This is a genomic window from Geobacillus sp. DSP4a, from assembly GCF_013096875.1.
Lineage (GTDB): Bacteria > Bacillota > Bacilli > Bacillales > Anoxybacillaceae > Geobacillus > Geobacillus thermophilus.
Map to the genome: position 1 here is coordinate 12,746 of NZ_SDLD01000018.1, position 20,935 is coordinate 33,680.

Genomic DNA, 20,935 nt, shown 5'->3' on the forward strand with positions numbered 1-20,935 from the left:
TCCGGTACGATGAAGGAGGAAACGGTTTGCCGATTGAGCTGCACTCCTTTCGGCAACGGCCGGGATTGCGCAACATAAGGGAGGAGAGGTTATGGCGATTCAACGCCGCATTCGTCGCGTGAAAACCGTGCAAATGACCACCAACAGTCCGATTCATCGCAGCGGTTCGGTGCTTGAGCCCGGGAACTGGCAAGAGTATGATCCGTTTTTGCTGCTGATGGAAGATATTTTTGAGCGAGGAACGTTTGACGTCCATCCGCACCGCGGCATTGAGACGGTCACGTATGTGATCAGCGGCGAGCTTGAACATTTCGACAGCAAAGCCGGCCACGGCACGCTCGGGCCTGGAGATGTGCAATGGATGACGGCCGGCCGCGGCGTCGTCCATAAAGAAGACCCGGCTCCCGGTTCAACCGTGCACAGCCTGCAGCTTTGGATCAACTTGCCGAGCACGCATAAAATGACCGAGCCGCGCTACCAAAACTTGCGCGCCGAGGACATGCCGGTGCGAAAAGAGGAAGGGGCGGTGATCCGCGTCTTTTCCGGCTCATCGAAAGGCGTCAAAGCGCCGACGAAAAACATCGTCCCGGTGACGATGGTCGACATGACGGTGGAGCCGGGGGCGACGGTGGCGCAAGACTTGCCGGGCCATTACAACGGCTTTTTGTACATTTTAGAAGGCAGCGGCATGTTTGGCGCCGACAAGACGGAAGGAAAAGCCGGGCAAGCGCTGTTTTTCAGCCGCCACAACCGCGGCGAGGAAACGGAGCTGCAGGTGACCGCGCGTGAAAAGCTGCGCCTTCTTCTTTATGCCGGCGAGCCGGTGAACGAACCGGTCGTCGCCTACGGGCCGTTCGTCATGAACACGCCGGAACAAATCCGCGAAGCGATCCGCGATTACCAGGAGGGGCGGTTTGGTCAGTAATGGCAGAAAAGAGCTGATCATTTTTCGGCTCTTTCTTTTTTTACTATGATGAAAATCGGGAACAATACCATTCATTGCATCAGGAGGCATGGATGATGAATGCGGTCATTGAAACGATTTTGCGCCATCGCTCGATTCGCCGTTTTGAAGAGCGGCCGTTGACGGATGAACAAATCCGCACGATCGTCGAATGCGCCCAGGCGGCGTCGACTTCCAGTTATGTGCAGGCGTACTCGATCATCGGCGTGAAAGATCCGGAGAAAAAACGGAAGCTCGCCGAGCTGGCGGGAAATCAATCCTATGTCGAGCATAACGGCCATTTCTTTGTCTTTTGCGCTGATTTTCACCGCCATGAGCTCATTGGCGAGCTAGAAGGAAAAGACGTGCTTCCATCGCTTGAGAGTACGGAAAAGTTTATGGTTGCGCTGATTGACACAGCGCTTGCGGCGCAAAACGCCGCCATTGCCGCGGAGTCGATGGGGCTTGGCATCTGCTACATTGGCGGGCTGCGCAACAACTTGCCGGAAGTATGTGCGCTGCTAAATGTGCCGAAGCGGGTCATTCCGCTGTTTGGGCTTGCCGTCGGCTATCCTGCACAAACGCCGGATCAAAAGCCGCGGTTGCCGTTTGAACACGTTTATCATGAGGACGAATACAACCAAGACCGCGCCCGATTCCTCGAACAATTGCAACGCTACAACGAAACGGTTTCGGCGTATTATGAGCAGCGGACAAACGGCCGCCGCCGCGACACATGGACCGGGCAGATGGCCGATATGCTCAGCCGCCAAGTCCGGATGTACATGAAGGAGTTTGTGGAAGGGAAAGGGTTCAATTTACGGTAGCCTCGCTGCAGGCGGGAGCCCCCAGCTCCCATTCCCGAAGTCCAAGAGGTTCGTAAGAAAGGAGAGAACGAGAGTGGACAAAATCCGGCAACTGGCGCAATGGATCAAAGAGGCGAATACAATCGCCGTCCTGACCGGGGCCGGGATGAGCACGGAGTCCGGCATTCCTGATTTTCGCAGCGAAAACGGCCTTTATGCCCAAGAGGACCATGTCGAATATTATTTGTCAGAGCATTATTACAAAAAAGATCCGGCTGATTTTTGGCGTCGATTCAAGCGGATGTTTTCATTAAAAATGATGGACGGCTTTGCCCCGAATGATGGGCATCGGTTTCTCCGCTGGCTTGAGGAGATGGGCAAGACGGTGACGATTTTGACGCAAAATATTGACGGGCTGCATACGAAAGCAGGGAGCACGAATGTCATTGAGCTGCACGGCACGCTGCAGACGGCGACATGCCCGTCATGCGGCAACAAGTATGATCTGTCGTTTATCAACCACCACGAGGTGCCGCGCTGCGAAAAGTGCCAGACGATTGTCAAACCGGATGTCGTTTTGTTTGGCGGGCTCGTTCCTCGTATCGAAGAAGCATTCGCTAGAGCGGCGGAAAGCGACTTGCTTCTGGCCATGGGAACAAGTTTGGAAGTGGCGCCCGTGAATCAAATCCCGTTTTATGTCGCCGCCGAATCGCCGGCAACAAGGAAAGTATTGATCAACAAAACAGCGACAAGAATGGACGGGATGTTTGACCTTGTCATTTATGGCGGAATCGGGGAAACGGTCGCTAGCGTGCGCAAGCAAATACAGGCGGAATAGATCGATAGATTCCATGCCAACGGGAGAACACATATGGCGTTTTCCCGTTGGACAAAAAATCAAAAAAGGTATTGTAATTTTCAGAACATTCTAATATAATAAAGATAACATACCAACCGGTTGGTATTTTGATGAATGGAGCCGAGCATAAAGGCGTAACGGAAAACGGAGGGGACCATCATGTATTTGCGCTTAACAGACGAGCAGCGCATGGTGCAAAAAGCGATCCGCAAGTTTGTGGAAAAAGAGTTAATGCCGCTTGAAAACGAAGTGTTGCGCAATGAGTGGGAAGGAAAGCCCGGGCTTGCGCCGGAGAAATTGAAAGAATTGCAATTAAAAGCGAAAGAAGCGGGTTTTTGGGGGATCAACACGCCGGAGGAATACGGCGGCGCGAACTTGGGCCACGTCATGCAGGCGATCGTCCTAATGGAAGTGTCGAAAACGCTCGTTCCGTTCCAGTTCGGCGGGTCGGCGGACAACATTTTGTATTATGCGAATGAGGAGCAGAAGAAAAAATACTTGATCCCGACGATCAATGGCGAGAAAAAATCGTGTTTCGCCATGACCGAGCCAGGGGCGGGGTCCGATACGCGCAACATCAAAATGACGGCGGTCAAAGATGGCGATGAATGGGTGTTGAACGGGGAAAAAACGTTCATCACCGGCGGCAATGACGCCGATTTCGTGATGGTGATCGCCATCACCGACAAAGAGCGGCATCAGGCGACGAACGGGCGCGAAGGGGTGACGTGCTTTATCGTTGACCGCGAGATGGGCTGGCGCTCCGAACCGATTTATACGATGGGGCCGTCGACGCCAGCCAGCTTAATTTTCGAAAACGTGCGCGTGCCGGAAGAAAACATTTTAGGCGAGCTGCATCACGGCTATAAGCTTGGGCTTGAGTGGATCGGCTACGCCCGCTGGGTCGTAGGCGCCCGTGCGGTCGGGGCGGCGGAGCGGCTGCTGCAGATGGCGATTGATTATGCGAAAGAGCGCGTCACGTTTGGCAAGCCGATCGCCGAGCGGCAAGCAATCCAATGGATGATCGCCGATTCAGCGGTGGAAATCGAAGCGGCCAAATGGCTGGTGTTAAATGCGGCGTTTACGCTTGACTAAGGGGAGGACAACCGCCACTTGGCATCGATGGCGAAACTGTTTGGCGCGAACATGGGCAACCGCGTCGTCGACCGCGTCATGCAAATCCACGGCGGCATGGGCTACACGAAAGAAATGCCGATCGAGCGCTGGTATCGTGAAGCGAGATTGTGGCGCATTTACGACGGCACGGATGAAATTCAGCGCCTCATTATCGCTCGCAACTTGATTAAAGGGCATGTCAAACTTGGTCAGTTCATCTGAAAAATGAAAGCGTTATCGAAAGGGAGGAGAACACGATGAGCCAACGGTTTGCAGGAAGAGTGGCGTTTGTGACCGGAGGAAGCCGCGGCATTGGCAAGGCGATTGTCACCCGCTTCGCGGAAGAAGGAGCGAAAGTGGCGTTCATTGATTTAAACGCAGAAGCCCTTGAAGCGACGGCTGCGGAGCTGCGGGAAAAAGGGTATGACGTTTACGCCAAGGTGGCGAGCGTCACCGACCGCGAACAAGTAGAAGCGACGATCCAAGAAGTGGTCGATCAGTTCGGTTCGCTCGATATTCTCGTCAACAACGCCGGCGTCATCCGCGACAATTTGCTGTTTAAAATGACCGATGACGACTGGCAAACGGTGATGGACGTCCATTTAAAAGGCGCGTTTTACTGCGCCCGCGCCGCGCAAAAATATATGGTCGAAAAAGGGTACGGGCGCATCATCAACATTTCGTCGACATCCGCGCTCGGCAACCGCGGCCAGGCGAACTATTCGGCGGCGAAAGCCGGCATCCAAGGATTTACGAAAACGCTGGCGATTGAGCTTGGCAAATTCGGCATCACGACGAATGCCGTCGCCCCTGGGTTTATTGAAACCGATATGACGAAAGCGACGGCCGAGCGGCTTGGCATTTCGTTTGAGCAGCTCATTCAGGCGAGCGTCGCCAACATCCCGGTCGGGCGCAGCGGCCGTCCGGAAGACATCGCTCATGCGGTCGCGTTTTTCGCCGACGAACGGTCGTCGTTTGTCAACGGCCAAGTGCTGTATGTCGCCGGCGGTCCGAAATGCTGAAAACGAGGAGGACGGGGCATGTACCAACATGACATCGGGAAACGGTCAGCGAAAGTGAAAAATGTCGTTGAGAGCGGAGCGGTGAAAAAGTTTGCGGAGGCGATCGGCGACCCTCATCCGATTTATTGGGATGAGGAGACGGGGAAACGGTCGCGCTACGGGCGCAACATTGCGCCGCCGACGTTTCCGCGCGTGTTTGACTACGGCGTCATTGAAGGATTGAAATTGCCGGCCAAAGGGCTCATTCACGGCGAACAGCACTTCCATTATGAGCGCCCGCTGTTTGTCGGCGAAGAGCTGTACTGCTATGCGGAAGTGAAAGATTATTACGAAAAACAAAGCAGCATGGGCTTGCTCGGTTTTTTAGTAATCGCCAACAACGGCGAAGACCCTGATGGGAATCTCGTTTTTACTTCGACCTCGACGATCATTATCAACGAGGCGGTTAGAAAGGCGATGAGCGTATGACGAGCATCCGCAAATGGCAAGTCGGAGAGTCGCTTCCCGAAGTAACGCTCGCACCGGTGTCCCGGCTCGATTTAATCAAATACGCCGGCGCATCAGGCGACTACAACCCGATTCATACGATCGATGAAGAGGCGAAAAAAGCCGGCCTGCCGGGCATTATCGCCCACGGCATGTGGACGATGGGCAATCTCGCAAAGCTGTTTACGCCGTACTACGAAGAAGGGTTCGTACAGGACTATTTTGTCCGCTTTCAATCGATGGTGTTTTTAAATGATATCATCACCTTAAAGGCAACGGTGAAGGAAAAAGGCGACAAGACGATTCGGTTTGACGTCGCGGCCGTCAATCAGCATGGCAAAGAAGTCGTCAAAGGTGAAGCGGTCTTTGCGCTTTACGAGTGAAAAAGACGGGCGGCCCCAAAGCTGAAGCCGTAAGCGGGGCGAGGGGCCAGCCCGTTTGCGGGGATGTGTTCACAACGAACAAGGGGGAATGACGATGAAACGGGATGCCGTCATTGTGTCGGCCGTACGGACGGCCATTGCCCGCCAAGGAGGCGCTTTGGCGACGTTGCCGGCGCATATGTTTGCCGCGCAAGTGATCGCCTGCGACCGCGAGCTTGAAATGGATCCGGAAAAAGTGAACATAAACGGCGGCGCCATTGCCCACGGCCATCCGCTTGGCGCGACCGGGGCGATTTTGATCACAAAAGCGGTGTATGAATTGAAACGCCGCAGCGGGAAGTATGCGCTGATTACGGCGTGCATCGGCGGCGGCCAAGGGATTGCGACCATCATTGAGAGAGAATGACGCATTGGAGACCGTGGAGGATGAAAGAAAAATTAAGGGAAGTGGCCATAGAGTTGTTCGAACGCAAAGGATTCAAAGAAACGTCGGTGCAGGAAATCGTCGAAGCGATCGGGGCAACGAAGGGAGCCTTTTACTACTATTACAAAAGCAAAGAGGAGTTGCTATGTGATATTTGTGTTTCCTATCTGGACGATTTGCTTCGGCAGCAAGCTTGCATTGTCCAAGATCTTGAGAAAAGCTGCACGGAGAAATTGCGGGCCATCGTCCATATGGTCATCTGCAATATCCGCACACGGAAGAAAAGCGCCCGCATTTTCTTCCGTGAGATGCGGCATTTGGCTGACGACCATTTAGAGGAAATCCGCGCCAAGCGGCGGTTGTTTCGCAAGCGGTATGAACAGCTTATTCGGGACGGAATGGCGCGCGGCGAATTCAAGCCGTCGCTTCATGCAGAAATGATTACGTTCGGCCTGCTCGGCATCACCAACTGGAGCTATTATTGGTTCCGGCCTGACGAAGGCATCTCTGAAGAAGAACTGACGGATATTTTCGTTGATTTCATTTTGCACGGCATAAAGGCGCCAAGAGCTGGAGAAAGCGGTCGAAATGAGGAGGAGCCAGGCAATTCGGGCGGTCAGACCGAATGAAAGATCGGCCGCTTTGATGGTCTGGCCAAATGGCACACAAAAAGGGGGATCGGGATGGAGCTATTCATCCAACAGCTGTTAAACGGGCTGACTGTTGGAAGCCGTCGATTGATTTTACGAAAGACACTGACTTCTTTACCATCGTGACGAACGCATTGAAAGAAAAACCGGACGTGCTGTTTATCGGCGGACCGTCGGAACCGACGGCGAAAGTGGCGAAACAAGCGCGTGAACTTGGCTTTAAAGGCGGTTTTATCATTATGGATCAGGCGAAGCTCGATGAAATGCAACGGACGATCGGTTCTTATGAGATACTGGAAGGCTCAATCGGCGTCATGCCGCTTATTCACTCCGACCAACCAGGGGCTCCGGAGTTTGCGGAAAAATATCGGACGAAATTCAATGCCGAGGCGAGTTCGGAATCCGGGTATAACTACTTGGCTCTTTACGCGTTTGTTGAGGCTATGAAAGCCGCTGGGACGGTTGATGATCCGATGGCCATCCGCGAGCATTTGAACGAAGGGCTGAAAAACATTCCGAAAGAAAAGCAAGTATACGTCGTTCCAAGCGTCGGCGATGATGGCGGCTTTGAATCAGAAATCGTTGTGGCCGCGGTGGAAAATGGAAAAGTTGTGCCCATTGAGTTAATAAAACAATAATACACCATGCAGATTGACAAGCAGAGGAATCCGATCATCGGGCTTTCAATGGGACTGCTCTTTCCATGAGCCCTGAAACGCGCATCCCGTAGATGGAGCGGCATAGGGATAAGCCATACAGAGGCTGTCTGAAAAGGTCATCACGCGACTTTTCCAGACAGCCTTTTCCATTTCCACATTATGACGTTTTTTGATTCATTATAGGTACTGTGGGTACGCCCCTTAGGGTGTCTTTGACCGGGCAGACACGTTCAACGTGTTCAATCAAGGCTTGGACGTTTTTTGGATCGGAAGGAGAGTCAATATCAATATGGTAGCGAATTTCTAAGAATCCAGGCCGAACGTCCGCTTTCTCCATAAAGCCATCGGGATCTAAATCCCCTTCTACGTGTACTTGGACTCCTTTCAGTTCGACCCCGTGATGGCTGGCAAACAGAGAGACCAGTACATTGATGCAACCGCCCAGTGCAGCTAGGACCAGCTCTACGGGATTCGGTCCCTGATCAGTGCCTCCCAAGGCTGGGGGTTCGTCAATGATGACTTGCTTGCCGTTAATGTCAGCCACTGAGCGTACTCCTTCGCCAGACCATTTGACATCAGAGGAAAAGGTGAGTTTAGGCATGAAAAAACCTCCTGACAAATAGGAATAGTGGATAAATTAAGAATAATACATAAATACCTATTTGACAAGTAAGAATTAAAGAAAATGGAGGTGACAGAAAGAAGAATGAATACAGTGTTGATCGGATTGTCGCTCGGTGCAACCACTTTCGGTTGGGTTCTCTCTTAATACTCATCTAATAAAACTATGTTCTAAATAATCAACAAAACAAATAGAAAAATTTCCAATCGTGCGATAAAATAAAGTTATTCCGCCACCTAGCGAATACAATCAAACAAGGGGAGAGACCGGCGATGCGCGAGATGGCCCTCGGCCTTGCCGCCTCATTCTTCTTTGCTGTTACATTCATATTGAACCGCTCAATGGAGCTGGCGGGTGGAAGCTGGGCGTGGAGTTCGTCGCTTCGTTTTTTCTTTATGGTTCCGCTGTTGTTTGCCATTCTTTTGGCACGCCGCAACCTCGGTCCGGTTTGGCATGACATGAAATGCCATCCGTGGACATGGATCACCTGGGGGACGGTCGGGTTCGGCTTGTTTTACGCGCCGCTCACCTACGCGGCCGCCTACGGACCCGGATGGCTGGTGGCCGGGACATGGCAGTGCACGATTGTGGCCGGCGTTCTGCTTAGCCCGCTCTTTACAGAACGAAGAGAAACGAAAAACGGAACGGTATTGGTGCGCCGTCCGATTGAAAATCGGGCGCTCTTGATTTCCATGTTGATTTTGTCCGGCGTCGTGCTTATCCAGTTCCAGCAAGCAAGCCACCTCACTTGGAAAGAAATCGGGTTGGGGATCTTTCCCGTGCTGATGGCCGCGTTTGCGTACCCGCTTGGCAACCGGAAAATGATCGAACATTGCGCCGGGCGCCTTGATGCGTTTCAACGCGTATGGGGAATGACGATGGCCAGCCTGCCGTTTTGGCTGATTGTCGCGTTGATGGGCTGGCTGACAGCAGGTGCGCCGTCCGCGGGGCAAATGATGCAGTCGTTCATCGTGGCCATTAGTTCCGGGGTCATCGCAACGACGTTGTTTTTTATCGCGACCGATCGGGCAAAAGGGAACGAACGGAAACTCGCCGCTGTGGAAGCGACGCAGTCCGCGGAAGTCGTGTTTGCCGTCATCGGCGAAGCGCTGTTCTTGTCCGCTCCGCTTCCGAACGGATGGGCATTCGTTGGCTTGGCCGTCATCATCATCGGGATTTGCTGGCATAGCTTCGAATCGACAAGAACAGTGAAACACTCATCGCTGCCCATTTCCACAGATCGGCGCCTCAAACGCATAGGGGGGAACGATGAGAATCATCGTGTGCATCCTGCTTGCCTGCCAGACGTTCGTCATCTACTATTGGATCAGCGATTGGCGTCAGCTTGTCACCCCGGTGGGTCTTTGCATGTGGGTGGGCGGAATCGCAGTCGGCCTTGTTGTTCTTCGGACGGGGCGGTACCTATCGCCAAGATGGCGGAGGGCGCTGAAGATGACGACGGCGGGAGTCATCTTGCTTGCTGTGATGTCGCTGATCATTGAATGGGCGGTTTGTTCGATGCCGTAATCAAAATGGATATGGAAAGCCCGTACGGTTGATCAAGGCTTTCCTTGCGGGCCTACGAGGAATGCGCCTTTCGAATGAAGCGAACCCCTTGCCTAAGGCGAAAGAGGGTTGCTAACGGCCTTGATGGGCGGAATTGAACAGCTCCGGCGCTAAGCGGCGGCCAACAGCGTACATGATCGGCGCGCCGAGTGCCATAACGACAAATTCGCCGATGGCCGTCGTCAGCCATGTGAGCCAAAACGGAAAGCCGAGCGCGAGTTTTAGTTCAAGGGCGATGAGACCCATCGTAACGGTAAACGACAACGTATTGACCGCCATACGCGCCCAAATGTTCTCGACATAACGCATGGAAACAATCGTGATGAGAAGCGCCAGCACCGACTGGCCGACGCCGAATACAAGATCATACGCGACAATCGGCGAGAAAAACAAATTGGCGAAAAAGACACCAAGCACGATGCCCACGGCGTATGTTCGGCGGAATACGACTAGGTGGTTTAACATTTCTGAGACGCGAAACTGAATGTTCGTAAAGCCAAACGGCTGAATGAGCGCCGTCACCGCGATGTACACGGCGGCGATCAAACCGTTTGTCGCCATCGTTCGAACGTTCATGGTATTCTCTCCTCTCGTGCATGATGATATGATTGTAGCATGACCATCTCGTGAACGAAAGGAGCAGAATCCATGACTGCAAAGAAACAAGCAGCAGACCGACGCGGCTCCGTCTTTGAGGTTGGGATCACAGCACTTCGCCTTGGCTTGACGTCGTTTGGCGGACCGGTGGCCCATCTTGGCTATTTTTACGAAGAATACGTCAAACGAAAGAAATGGATTGACGAGAAAACGTATGCCGATTTGGTCGCTTCCCTTTCCTCATCTGTGGCAGGCATTCCGCCTTTTATTCGCCGTTCCACTGGTGTAACGCTGCTTTTGCTGTTTGCTGTGCTGCTTGTTGCGCTGCCGCTTGCCCGCGCTTGGGTTCATTCGCCGCTTTGGGCGCTGTTTGACAGCTTTTACCGCGCCGGGGCACTCGTGTTTGGCGGTGGGCATGTCGTGCTGCCGCTTTTGGAAGCGGAAGTGGTGCCGCAAGGGTGGGTCACCGCCGATCAATTTTTAGCCGGCTACAGCGCCGCGCAAGCCGTTCCGGGGCCGCTGTTTACGTTTGCTGCGTACATCGGAATGGCTGCGTTCGGTTGGAAAGGCACGCTCGTGGCTACGGCAGCAATTTTTCTCCCGTCTTTTTTGCTTGTGCTCGGCTCGTTTCCGTTTTGGCACTGGCTTCGCCATCAGCCGCGCTTCCAAGCGGCGCTTGCCGGCATGAACGCCGCTGTCGTCGGGATTTTGCTCGCGGCTCTGTACGATCCGATTTGGACGCAAGCGGTGAAAGGACCGGTTGATCTAGCATTTGTCCTCGGCGCTTTTCTTCTCCTTGCCATTTGGAAGTGGCCGGCGTGGGCGGTTGTTCTTGTTTCGTTTGTCGGCGGAGGGCTGCGCGCTTGGCTCGGCTGATCGCGCCAAACACCATTCGTTACCGTCCAATGGACAACGGCGCTTTCTGCTTTGCCCCTGCAATGGACGGCAAATGCAAATAGACGTACAGTTCGATCAGCAGCAGCGCCAGCCAAGAAAAATGCTATGAGAAAATGGATGGTTACAATAGCAGGCGGGAGGTCAAACCAGAAAACAAGGGTGTCGAGTGCGATCTGCGCCGCAAGCTGGCTTTTTTTTCGCAAATGAACTACAGGACCGGCCAAGTTGGTTTAGTTTTCCGTGAACCGCTCATACTAACAACAGCATGATCGACTTGAAAGGAAGCGGATCAAAGTGAAACAGGCATGGCGCATTTATATGAGCGATTTGAAACATCTCACGACCAACTGGGCCGCATCCATATTGGCACTCGGTCTGATCGTTCTTCCATCGCTTTACGCTTGGATCAATGTAGAGGCTTCGATTGACCCTTATGCCCATACAGAGGATTTACCGGTCGGCGTCGTGAACGAAGACCGAGGGGCGGAGCTCGCCGGTCACCGGTTTCGCGCCGGCGATGAGATCGTCAAGACCTTAAAAAACAACCACCAGTTGGGATGGCGATTTGTCACGCGGAAAAAAGGAATGGAAGGCGTTCGGAGGGGAGACTACTTTGCGACGATCGTCATTCCGGCTGATTTCTCGGCTAAATTAGCCACTGTAGTGCAGAAACGTCCGAAAAGGGCGGTTATTTACTATTATGAAAACGACAAACGGAACGCCATCGCTCCCAAAATCACGGAGCGCGGAGCAAGTACATTGTCAGCGCGAGTCAGCGATGAGTTTGTGAGGGTGGTCAATACCGCATTGTTTTCCTTGTTCCACCAAGCGGGAGTGACGCTCGAACAGCAGCTTCCCACCATTCGCCGCGTTGAAGCGTTTGTGTTTCGTTTGGAAAACGAATTGCCAACGATTCAACGACAATTGAAAGCCCTAGATCGCGATGTGGGAGAGGCAAGATCACTAGTTCGTACAGGCCGCGAGCTTCTGCCGGCTGCCAGAGCAACGGTGCGGCGCGGTTTAGAATGGACAGGCCGCGTTGAGAAGTTGTTCATGCAAGTCAATGCTTCATCGCACTTATGGGAAAAGCCGGTGGAAATGGTGGTTCATGTACTCTATTCCGTTGCGGAGCAGATGCCACAGTCCCTCGATACACCGGAAAAGCAAGCGCGTTGGGCGGCTCTCATCCAACAGGCTGCAACAGACGCGAGCCCATTGGTTCAGCAATTGCGCCGAACGTTGAGAACATGGGAGGGGACGATTGATTCCTCTTCGCTTCAACCTGTGCAGCGCACCATCAGCCGTATCGAGCAGACGCTAGCGTCTATTCAAGAAACAGCGGCGCTAGTGAAACAACATCCAACAGGCGTCGAAGGGAAGATCACTCACCTGCGTGAACAAATGGCCTTATTGGACGCACAGGCGCAGCAACTTGATCAAGCATATCGCCAACGGCTGCTACCTATGCTGCGGGCAAAATGGAATCAAACAGGGGAACAGGTGCGCCAAGCGAAACAAACGCTTCTTCGCATGGATCAAGCGTTACATGAGGCAGAGCAATGGTTGTCAAACACAGATCGTGATTTAGCGGCCGCGCAACAAGCGCTAAAGACCGCACAGGCTCAATATCCATTTCTCTCCCGCCAGGTCCGCGAGCTGGCCGCCTTCCTATCGAAAATCAAAAGAGAAACCGACATCGACGAACTGATTCGCTTGTTGAAACAAGATCCACAGGCGAAAGGGGCGTTTTTAGCTCACCCGGTTGACGTCAAAACGTTCCGCCTTTTCCCGCTGCCGAACTATGGTTCGGGCATGAATCCATTTTACACGGTGCTGGCCATATGGGTAGGATGTTTGTTGCTTGTTTCCGTCTTGTCGACCGATCCTTCTTCGTTTTCGGAAGCGAATGAGCGGGAACAATATGTCGGACGGCTGTTGACCTTTTGGACGCTGAATGCTTTGCAGGCGATGGTCGTGACAGCTGGAGCGGCTTTCATCTTGCCGAATATTTTCGTCCGTGAGCCGGGATGGTTCATGACGTTCGGCCTTTTGTGCAGCTTTGTCTTTATGGCGGTGGTTTTTTCGCTTGTTTCCTTGTTCGGCAATGTGGGAAAAGCGATGGCGATTGTGTTGCTCGTCTTGCAAATTGCCGGAGCGGGAGGCACGTATCCGATTGAGCTGATTCCTCCGTTCTTTCAGCAATTAAACCCTTGGCTGCCGTTTACCTACGCCATTGACATCATGCGCGAGGCAGTCGGCGGGATCGTATGGGAAAATGTTGAGCATGACGTCAAGCGGCTTCTCTTGTTTGCCGTTGCCGCCCTTTTGGCTGGGCTTGTGTTGAAAGGCCCGTTAAGCACGTGGATGCGCGTGCTGAAAGAGAAAGCCGCTCTAAGCGGGTTGTTTCATTGAAACATTTTCTCTATTTTCTTTTGGAAGCATCTGCTACAATAGGGACGAGAGCGTTGCTTCATCCTATTTCGCGCAGGAGACTCCCACTTCAACGACCAAAGGGAGTAAGTGGGAGAGGAATGTGCGTTCCTCCTTTCTTTTGTGTATGATCGAATAAAGGCATGGAGAAAACCGTTCAATAAAGGCACTCCAATCACGGTTGCTCGATGTATGGAGTTGGTTGCAGGAAACGTTGCAACCGCAAAACATCGAGCGTAGGTCCGTCTGTTGTGTGTGGAAGCCAAGTACTGCCAACAGACACACCGAGAGAATCGGTAACGATGCAGGCATGACCTGCGTCGTTGGGCAGTCGTCAACCTGCCCCCTGATGCAACCCCAAGTCAAGGAAGGAGGACGAAGTCCGTTTGCACTTCTGGGGAGTTGCAAGCCCCCACTTCAAGCGTTCGCAAAGTGGGGGTAGTTGACTCTCAATTGCCCCGTAGGATAGACGTCTCCCAAGCATTGTTCACTGCTGCTTTTGCGCGATGGGAGAGCGCTCGATGGCGGGGAAAAGGGGAGAGAATCATGTCGATCCGTCGACTGCTTGGTTTTGCGCTCCTTTTTTTGGCGATTTCGATGTTTATCGAGCAAATGTGGTGGGTCGGGGGAATTTGCCTCTTGATTGGAATTGGAATGACGGCGAAGTGGAGGAAAAAGAAGCATATATGGTAACGATCGAGAGCGATAAGCTCAGACAGCACGATGAGCAGTTGATGACAAAAGCAGAACAGTTTATCATAGCTTGACACCAACTCCAACGCATCATTATGGAAAGACAAGGCGTTAGTCGAATTGAATATCGCGGTTTTGTATTCCTACAAAAAGGCGGGCGTCAGCATCGTGGACCATCATACCGCCGCGCGCCAATTTCAGTTGTTTGAACAGCAGGAGAAAGCAGCCGGCCGCCATGTCACCGGCGATTGGACATGGCTGATTCCGCCTCTTTCTCCGGCAACAACGCACATTTTTCACCGAACTTATGACAACACGACCATGTTGCCCAACTTTTTCTATCAGGACCGTCCATACGAACCACAAAGGGGAGGGGAACAATGACCGTCATCATCCGCATGCGCGATGTGTCATGGGCAAGAGGAGAGCGCACGATTTTGCGCGATATAAACTGGGAAGTAAAAGAAGGCGAGCAATGGGCGATTCTTGGCCTAAACGGCTCCGGGAAAACATCGCTTCTCAATATCGTCACCGGCTATCAGTACCCGACGCGCGGTGAGGTGGAAGTATTAGGCTATCGGTTTGGACAGGCGAGTCTGCCGGAGTTGCGCCGGCACATCGGGTTTGTCAGCAGCGCGCTCCTTGATCAATTTCACGACACGCTGCAAACGGAAACGGTTGAAGATGTCATCATCAGCGGCAAGTTTGCGACGATTGGCCTGTATGATGCAGTAACTAGCGAGGATCGGGATCAAGCGGAGGCATTGATGGAATCGTTCCGCCTGCAAGCGGTAAAAGGGAAGCGATACGCGACGCTGTCGCAAGGGGAAAAGCGAAAAACGTTGATCGCCCGGGCGCTGATGGCAAATCCGAAGCTGCTGATCTTGGATGAGCCGACCGTTGGCCTAGACTTATTGGCGCGTGAAGAAGTGCTTTCCTTGATCGAACAGGTCGTGTCCCGTCCGTGCCATGTATTATACGTCACCCACTATATTGAAGAGATTGTGGGATCGATCACCCATGTGCTGCTCTTGCAAGACGGGCGCATTGCCGCCGCTGGGCGAAAAGAGGATGTGCTGACCGATGAGCGGCTTTCAGCGGCGTTTCGCCTCCATATGCGCGTTCATTGGGAGAACGGGCGGCCGTGGGCGTCTGTGCGCCGCTGAGCCGGCCGATTCCTCCGCCGCTAGGAGGTTGGTGATTTAGTACAAAATAATGGTAGCTCCACCTGTTTCTCAATTTTCAACCCGCATAGCGCCATCAACGCATAGAGGATGTCCGCCAAACAGCGTGACATCCTCTTTTGTGGCTCGACGTTTCAAAACGCCCGGTCAACGGGCGGAAAATCGATATCGTCCGCTTGTTGGCGGCCGTCAGCGGGCGTGATTTCAATGACCGGCGGCCGTCCGTTTTCAAAGCCGCGGGCGATATCGCGAATCGGACTCATTTCATCGGGAACGCCGATTCCCGGGGTATAGCGCGGCAGGTTGGAAGCGGCGCTGCGTTCTTCCCAAGGTTCTCTCATGAACAAACACCTCCGTATTCTCAGTATGGCCGTTTGGAGAGGCGATACAAATGGAAAAAGCCTCCTTTCCCTTCCGCCGCAACAGGAGAAACTTCTTGATCAAGTCAATAAAAATGTTTCAAATATTAGAAATAAATTGTATAATAAAAGCAATCACATACCGACCGGTTGGTATACAGTGTTTTGAAAACGGATTCATCCGGAAGAAAAGGAAAGGCGGGAGAACGTGAGGCTGAACGGAAAAGCTGCGATTGTCACCGGTGGGGGCAGCGGCATCGGCAAGGCGGCAGTGCCAAAAGAGCGTTGTGCCCTGTTTCTCCATCAGCGAGAAACGGGGCGTATTTTGTTTTCACTTCGCCTCAAATGAAACAGCCCCCTTTCCAAATGGGGAAAAGGGGTGGCTGGTCGGGGAACGGTGCGATCAAACGTCAAAGCGCCCCTGCTTGATTCCGGATGGGTTCTGCGAGCAACTGATCCACGTCGTCGATCAACTCGTCAACATGGTCATACGGCGCATCCAGCTGCAGCATTTTCCGCAAGATCCGACGAGCGTTTGGCGATAAATCGAGCTCTTCTTCCCAGCTTTTTTCCTCGTCACTTGTCGGTTCATAGGCAGAATACAATAAAAACAAGGTGAAGTGTCCAAGGGCATAGAAATCGCTTCGTGGATGCGGTTCGCGCCGCAGCCGTTTCTCAAGCGGGTCGTCATCGCGGAAATCCACCGGTTCGCCGATGCGGCAGGCCAAGCCGAAATCGATGATCGCCGCCGTTCCATCGCGCCAAATGATGTTCGGGATGCGCAAATCGCGGTGGACGATGCCGAAAGCATGGACGTGCCGGACGACCTCAAGCACCTTCTTTAACAATCGAAACGCCTCTTGTTCCGTGTACTTGGCTTCTAGCTTGAAAATCTGGTCTTCCACCGTTTCTCCTTCGATGTACTCCATCACGAGATGCGGATGTCCGCGCTCCACAAACCGATCATACAGCCTCGGAATTTGCGGGTGGCGCAAACGGGCAAGCAGATCCGCTTCGCGCTGAAGCAAGCGGCGGCCGTCTTCTCCTTTTGTCCGCCGCGCCTGCTTGACGACGACAAACCGCTTGGTATGGAGGTCGCGCCCTTTATAGGCGATGCCGTAGCTTCCCATCCCAAGCTCTTCGATGATTTCATAGCGGCCCAAAAGCACCTTCCCGCCCCGATGCGGTCGATCAACCCAGCGGGAGACGAACGGATGGCGTTCAAAAAACCGTTTCATCAGCTGCCGAAAAAGCTTGAGAAGAAGCTGCCGCTATGATGTTTCTTTTTGTAGTGATGATGCCCATACTGGGACGGGTGGTGGTGCGAATGATACGTCGGGTTGTAATAATGGTGGTCGCTGCTGCTGTAATGTTTATGGTAGTGCGACGGATGATGGGGATGGCCCAAAAGGGATTTTAGCCATTTTTTCAACATCGTGATCGCTCCTTTGTGATAGATTTATCTATATATACGAGGCAATGAGAGGGAGGTTTCAGATTCAAAGATGAAAAAGAAACCGCCAGGGGCATGAGCCCCTAGCGCGGTGCGGCAACCTCATTCCTTTTTTTCGTTCAACGCCTGCTTGAGCAGCTCCCCTAAACTCGTGCCAAACGATTCGTTGGCCGGGCTGTATTTTTTCAGCAGCGCCCGTTCGCTGCCTTTGGCGGCGATGCGTTTGGTCTCGTCCGCTTTTTCGACAATATTGCACGGGCGGCATTGGAAATAAAGTCCTGCTTTTCCTTCATGCATTTCCATACGCCGGTGGCATTGCGGGCAACGGCGGTTCGACAGTTTCGGGTCGCGCCGACGGCGGTAGCGGCACGCTAAGTTCGAGCAGACAAGCATCCGTCCGTCTTTCGTTTTCCGCTCTTTTAAAAGCGCGCCGCATTCTGGACACGTCAGATTCGTGAGGTTTGGCGCTTTGTATACCTGCTCGCTTTGCTTAATTTCGGCAACGAGCTGCTGCGTTTGGCGGCGGATGTTGGCCAAAAATTGTTGTGGATTTCCTTTCCCGCGGGCGATCGCCTCCAGCTCCCGCTCCCAGCGGGCGGTCAATTCCGGCGATTTCAGCTCTTCATTGACGAGCTCAATCAGCTGTTTCCCTTTTTTTGTCGGATAAAACCGTCCGTCTTTTCGCTCGACCACTTCGGTTTCAACCAGCCGTTCGATGATGTCCGCTCTTGTCGCCGGCGTGCCGAGCCCGTATTTCTCCATTTGCGCGAGCAAGTCAGCTTCCGAATAACGGGCAGGCGGTTCCGTGAACGATTGTTCCAGCTCAAGTTGCACTGATGGGAGCGTCTGGCCTTCCGCGAGATGCAACAACGTTGGTTGGGCCTTGTTGTCTTCTTTGCTGAGAACGGCTTGAAATCCGGCGTTGACAACCACCGTCTCCTTGGCGACAAACGTTTCGCCGCCGATGTCAAAGACGGCTGTCGTCGTTTCGGATTCATGCGGCGGGTAGAAAAGCGCCAAAAAACGGCGGGCGATGAGATCATACAGCTTGCGCTCATCAGTGGACAGCCTGCTAAGGTCGAGCCGCTCATCCGTTGGAACGATGGCGTGATGATCGGTCACTTTGTCATCGTTAAATACCCGCTTGGCTGCTTTGGCTTTGCCTTTGGCGAGAAGCGGAACGATGACGTCCTCATAACCGGATTTCATCGCCAACAACCGCTCGGTCATCGTCGCTTCCATATCGCTTGGCAAATGACGCGAATCGGTGCGCGGGTACGTGACAAGCTTGTGTTGTTCGTACAGTCGCTGCAACACCGAGAGCGTCTTTTTCGCCGAAAAGCCAAACCGCTTGTTTGCGTCCCGCTGCAGTTCGGTCAAGTCATACGGCAGCGGGGCGGGCTCGCTTTTTCGTTTCCGTTTGATCGATGTGACGCGCGCCGGCTGGCCTTTGAGACGAGTCATCAGCCGGTTGGCCTCGTCTTGGTCAAACAGACGATGTCCGCCATGCCGCTCCCATACGGCTGTGATGGACCCGATCTTGGCCCGAATTGTCCAATATGGCACGGGAACGAACGATTGGATCTCGCGTTCGCGCTCGATGATCATCGCAAGCGTCGGCGTCTGCACCCGCCCGGCTGAGAGCGGATCGTTGTATTTGGTCGTCAAGGCGCGCGAGACGTTTAACCCAATCAGCCAGTCGGCTTCCGCGCGGCAGACGGCCGATTGATACAGGCGTTCAAACTGCACCCCGGGCTTGAGTTGGCGGAAGCCGTCGCGGATGGCGCGGTCGGTTTGCGACGAAATCCATAGCCGCCAAATCGGCTTCGTCCAACCGATCATCTCTAAAATCCAGCGCGCCACCAGTTCCCCCTCGCGGCCCGCGTCGGTCGCGATGATGACATCTTTCACATCCGGTCGTTTCGCCAACCGTTCAATGGCGCGAAACTGGTGGCTTGTTTGCCGAATGACTTTCAAGCCCATTTTCTTTGGGATGATCGGCAAGTCCTCCAGCCGCCATGTTTCGTATTTTCGGTCGTAGTCTTCCGGCATCTTCAGCTCCACTAAATGGCCGAGCGCCCAGGTGACAATGTGCTGCTTTCCTTCAAAATAATGTTTATGTGCTTGCTTGCAGCCGAGCACGCGGGCGATGTCGCGGGCGACGCTCGGCTTTTCCGCTAACACGAGCGATTTCATCGATAAACCCCTTTCTGTCGTCTCTACATGAGCACAGTCTGCTTCTTAAGTATAAAGGAAGAAGGAAAAAGACGCATCCGTCAAGGTTTGTCTCCTTGGCGGGACAAGACGCCTTGGCGTGGCGCAAAGCTGCATCTCCACACTTTCTGCACATTTGCCAAATAAAATAGTAAAATTGAAATGACACTCGGGCTTGATGGATGAGGAGAGGAATCCGTGCGAAAACTGTCATGGAAACTCGGCATGCTGTTTTTTGCCTTTGTCTTGGCCATTGAAATGGTGCTGTTCGTTTCCCTCTACGCTACGCTCGTCCATGCGCGCATCGAGGAAGAATTCGCGCAGCTTCTGGCGCGCGGAAACAGCCATCGCAATGTATTGGAAAAAAATTACGATCGAACGACGTTGGCGCATGTCGTGATGATGGAATCAGAGGCGGAAACCGATGTCGCCATTACGGACGCCCGGCGCCGAATTGTATCGGCATCTAGCGGCATTGTTCCGTTTGCCAAGCGCCTCATTCCTTTAACGAACGGCCGTCATATTCCCCGCCGGGGAATGATGGTTGAAACCGACTGGAAGCGGGCGTCGCATATCGCTGCCGTCAGCCCGATTCAAATCGGGGGGGAAACAAGGGGATATGTGTATATGTTTCAAGACACCCGCTCGATCCGGACGATGGTGTATAAACTGAAGCATCATTTTATTGTCGTTGGCGTGCTGTCGGTGGCGATCACCGTGTTGACCATCGCCTTTTTCTCCCGCGCCATCACGATGCCGCTCCTTCGCATGAAGCGAGCGACCGAAGCGCTCAGCCGGGGGGATTTTTCTGTCCGCCTCGAGATGAAAGGCAACGACGAGCTGGCGCAACTCGGGAGAGCGATTCAAACGCTGGCCAACGATTTGGCGTATTTGAAACAAGAGCGGAGCGAATTTCTAGCGAGCATCTCTCACGAATTGCGCACGCCGCTGACGTATGTGAAAGGATACGCCGACATTGCTAGGCGTCCGCATCTGTCTGAGGAGCAACGGGCGAACTATATGGCGATCATTTACGAAGAAGCGGAAAAGATCGAAAAGATGGTCAAAGATTTGTTTGAATTAGCCAAACTGGAGCAACACTCGTTCCAGATTGAAAAGCAACCGACAAATCTTTGTTCGTTTTTGACAAAATTGTGTGAAAAACTGCGCCCCGCGTTTCAGGAAAAATCGTTGTCGCTTGTGTGCCAGTGCCCCGGTTCGGTTATGGCTGCGATTGATCGGCAGCGGTTCGAGCAAGTGATGATCAATGTGCTTGACAATGCACGAAAGTACGCGTTTTCCGGCACGACGGTGGCCGTCGCCGTTCACCTTCAAAAGCAAGGAATCGTCATTGCCGTGTCCGATGAAGGAACCGGCATTCCGCCGGAAGATGTGCCCCGGATTTTCGAGCGGTTTTATCGGGTTGACAAATCGCGGTCGCGGACAAGCGGCGGGACCGGACTCGGTTTGGCGATTGCCAAAGAAATCGTCGAGGCGCACGGGGGAACGATCGCTGCTCGAAGCGAACAAGGAAAAGGAACGACCATCCTCATTACGCTGCCGGAGGGATAA

Annotated in this window: 19 protein-coding genes and 5 pseudogenes; 18 read left to right on the forward strand and 6 right to left on the reverse strand. The window is 53.4% G+C overall.

All coding sequences use genetic code 11. The features are described from left to right. The first annotated feature begins 91 nt into the window (after positions 1-91). The 10 genes and pseudogenes from ETC02_RS08025 to ETC02_RS08070 all read left to right on the forward strand — a co-directional run. Positions 92-925, forward strand: coding sequence for a pirin family protein (locus ETC02_RS08025; protein ID WP_171698183.1), 834 nt, complete (start codon positions 92-94; stop codon positions 923-925). 95 nt (positions 926-1,020) lie between these two features. Further along, complete coding sequence (gene nfsA, locus ETC02_RS08030; RefSeq protein ID WP_171698184.1) at positions 1,021-1,770, forward strand: oxygen-insensitive NADPH nitroreductase; 750 nt, start codon at positions 1,021-1,023, stop codon at positions 1,768-1,770. A 73-nt stretch (positions 1,771-1,843) separates the two neighbouring features. Continuing rightward, positions 1,844-2,587, forward strand: a complete 744-nt coding sequence (locus ETC02_RS08035) for an NAD-dependent protein deacylase (RefSeq protein WP_171698185.1) — start codon at positions 1,844-1,846, stop codon at positions 2,585-2,587. Positions 2,588-2,767: 180 nt separating this feature from the next. Then, positions 2,768-3,946, forward strand: a pseudogene (locus tag ETC02_RS08040) (acyl-CoA dehydrogenase family protein). 35 nt (positions 3,947-3,981) lie between these two features. Further along, entirely contained in the window at positions 3,982-4,746 is a 765-nt protein-coding gene (locus tag ETC02_RS08045; protein ID WP_171698186.1) for a beta-ketoacyl-ACP reductase, read from the forward strand. A gap of 18 nt (positions 4,747-4,764) precedes the next feature. Beyond that, complete coding sequence (locus ETC02_RS08050) at positions 4,765-5,214, forward strand: MaoC family dehydratase N-terminal domain-containing protein (RefSeq protein WP_171698187.1); 450 nt, start codon at positions 4,765-4,767, stop codon at positions 5,212-5,214. After that, positions 5,211-5,615 (forward strand): MaoC family dehydratase, encoded by a 405-nt coding sequence (locus ETC02_RS08055; protein ID WP_171698188.1) that lies wholly within the window; start codon positions 5,211-5,213, stop codon positions 5,613-5,615. Before ETC02_RS08050 ends, ETC02_RS08055 begins: the two co-directional genes overlap by 4 nt. A 181-nt stretch (positions 5,616-5,796) precedes the next feature. Next, positions 5,797-6,021 (forward strand): annotated as a pseudogene (locus ETC02_RS08060) (acetyl-CoA C-acyltransferase); the annotation flags it as partial. A gap of 20 nt (positions 6,022-6,041) precedes the next feature. Continuing rightward, a complete protein-coding gene (locus ETC02_RS08065) occupies positions 6,042-6,668 on the forward strand; it encodes a TetR/AcrR family transcriptional regulator (RefSeq protein ID WP_094238669.1) in 627 nt (208 codons plus the stop codon). A 95-nt stretch (positions 6,669-6,763) separates the two neighbouring features. After that, positions 6,764-7,327 (forward strand): annotated as a pseudogene (locus tag ETC02_RS08070) (ABC transporter substrate-binding protein); the annotation flags it as partial. 178 nt (positions 7,328-7,505) lie between these two features. Here ETC02_RS08070 and ETC02_RS08075 read toward each other — a convergent pair. Then, entirely contained in the window at positions 7,506-7,949 is a 444-nt protein-coding gene (locus tag ETC02_RS08075) for an OsmC family protein (protein WP_031409611.1), read from the reverse strand. Between the two features lie 293 nt (positions 7,950-8,242). Between ETC02_RS08075 and ETC02_RS08080 the strand changes: the two are divergent. Beyond that, a pseudogene (locus ETC02_RS08080) lies at positions 8,243-9,235 on the forward strand (DMT family transporter); the annotation flags it as partial. Positions 9,236-9,608: 373 nt separating this feature from the next. On the opposite strand, the gene ETC02_RS08085 reads toward ETC02_RS08080, so the two are convergent. Next, a complete protein-coding gene (locus tag ETC02_RS08085; protein ID WP_171698189.1) occupies positions 9,609-10,112 on the reverse strand; it encodes a QueT transporter family protein in 504 nt (167 codons plus the stop codon). A gap of 72 nt (positions 10,113-10,184) precedes the next feature. Between ETC02_RS08085 and chrA the strand changes: the two genes are divergently transcribed. The 5 genes and pseudogenes from chrA to ETC02_RS08105 all read left to right on the forward strand — a co-directional run bounded on the left by chrA (position 10,185) and on the right by ETC02_RS08105 (position 15,319). Beyond that, the gene (gene chrA / locus ETC02_RS08090) at positions 10,185-11,009 is read left to right on the forward strand and encodes a chromate efflux transporter (RefSeq protein ID WP_171698190.1); all 825 of its coding nucleotides are present in this window, start codon (positions 10,185-10,187) and stop codon (positions 11,007-11,009) included. Positions 11,010-11,324: 315 nt separating this feature from the next. After that, entirely contained in the window at positions 11,325-13,442 is a 2,118-nt protein-coding gene (locus ETC02_RS08095; RefSeq protein WP_171698191.1) for a YhgE/Pip domain-containing protein, read from the forward strand. A gap of 539 nt (positions 13,443-13,981) precedes the next feature. Further along, positions 13,982-14,227 (forward strand): hypothetical protein, encoded by a 246-nt coding sequence (locus ETC02_RS17695; RefSeq protein WP_253264111.1) that lies wholly within the window; start codon positions 13,982-13,984, stop codon positions 14,225-14,227. Positions 14,228-14,237: 10 nt separating this feature from the next. Then, positions 14,238-14,537: pseudogene (locus ETC02_RS17700) on the forward strand (nitric oxide synthase oxygenase); the annotation flags it as partial. Then, positions 14,534-15,319 (forward strand): ABC transporter ATP-binding protein, encoded by a 786-nt coding sequence (locus tag ETC02_RS08105; RefSeq protein WP_015374799.1) that lies wholly within the window; start codon positions 14,534-14,536, stop codon positions 15,317-15,319. The pseudogene ETC02_RS17700 and the gene ETC02_RS08105, both read left to right, overlap by 4 nt. Before the next feature lie 152 nt (positions 15,320-15,471). Here the strand turns inward: ETC02_RS08105 and ETC02_RS08110 are convergent, their stop codons facing one another. Then, positions 15,472-15,678: a hypothetical protein gene (locus ETC02_RS08110; protein WP_033014172.1), complete on the reverse strand. Its 207-nt coding sequence runs from the start codon at positions 15,676-15,678 to the stop codon at positions 15,472-15,474. A gap of 226 nt (positions 15,679-15,904) precedes the next feature. Between ETC02_RS08110 and ETC02_RS08115 the strand changes: the two genes are divergently transcribed. Continuing rightward, positions 15,905-16,045 (forward strand): hypothetical protein, encoded by a 141-nt coding sequence (locus ETC02_RS08115; protein ID WP_171698192.1) that lies wholly within the window; start codon positions 15,905-15,907, stop codon positions 16,043-16,045. 61 nt (positions 16,046-16,106) lie between these two features. On the opposite strand, the gene ETC02_RS08120 is transcribed toward ETC02_RS08115, so the two are convergent. From ETC02_RS08120 to ETC02_RS08130, 3 genes are all read right to left on the reverse strand, one after another. After that, the gene (locus tag ETC02_RS08120; protein WP_171698193.1) at positions 16,107-16,934 is read right to left on the reverse strand and encodes a serine/threonine protein kinase; all 828 of its coding nucleotides are present in this window, start codon (positions 16,932-16,934) and stop codon (positions 16,107-16,109) included. Beyond that, positions 16,934-17,131 carry a hypothetical protein gene (locus ETC02_RS08125; protein WP_033014157.1) on the reverse strand — a complete coding sequence of 66 codons (198 nt, stop codon included), beginning with the start codon at positions 17,129-17,131 and terminating at the stop codon, positions 16,934-16,936. The genes ETC02_RS08120 and ETC02_RS08125 overlap by 1 nt, the downstream gene beginning before the upstream one ends. 120 nt (positions 17,132-17,251) lie before the next feature. Next, positions 17,252-19,345: a DNA topoisomerase III gene (locus ETC02_RS08130; protein ID WP_171698194.1), complete on the reverse strand. Its 2,094-nt coding sequence runs from the start codon at positions 19,343-19,345 to the stop codon at positions 17,252-17,254. A gap of 216 nt (positions 19,346-19,561) precedes the next feature. Between ETC02_RS08130 and ETC02_RS08135 the strand changes: the two genes are divergently transcribed. Continuing rightward, positions 19,562-20,935, forward strand: coding sequence for a sensor histidine kinase (locus ETC02_RS08135; protein ID WP_171698195.1), 1,374 nt, complete (start codon positions 19,562-19,564; stop codon positions 20,933-20,935).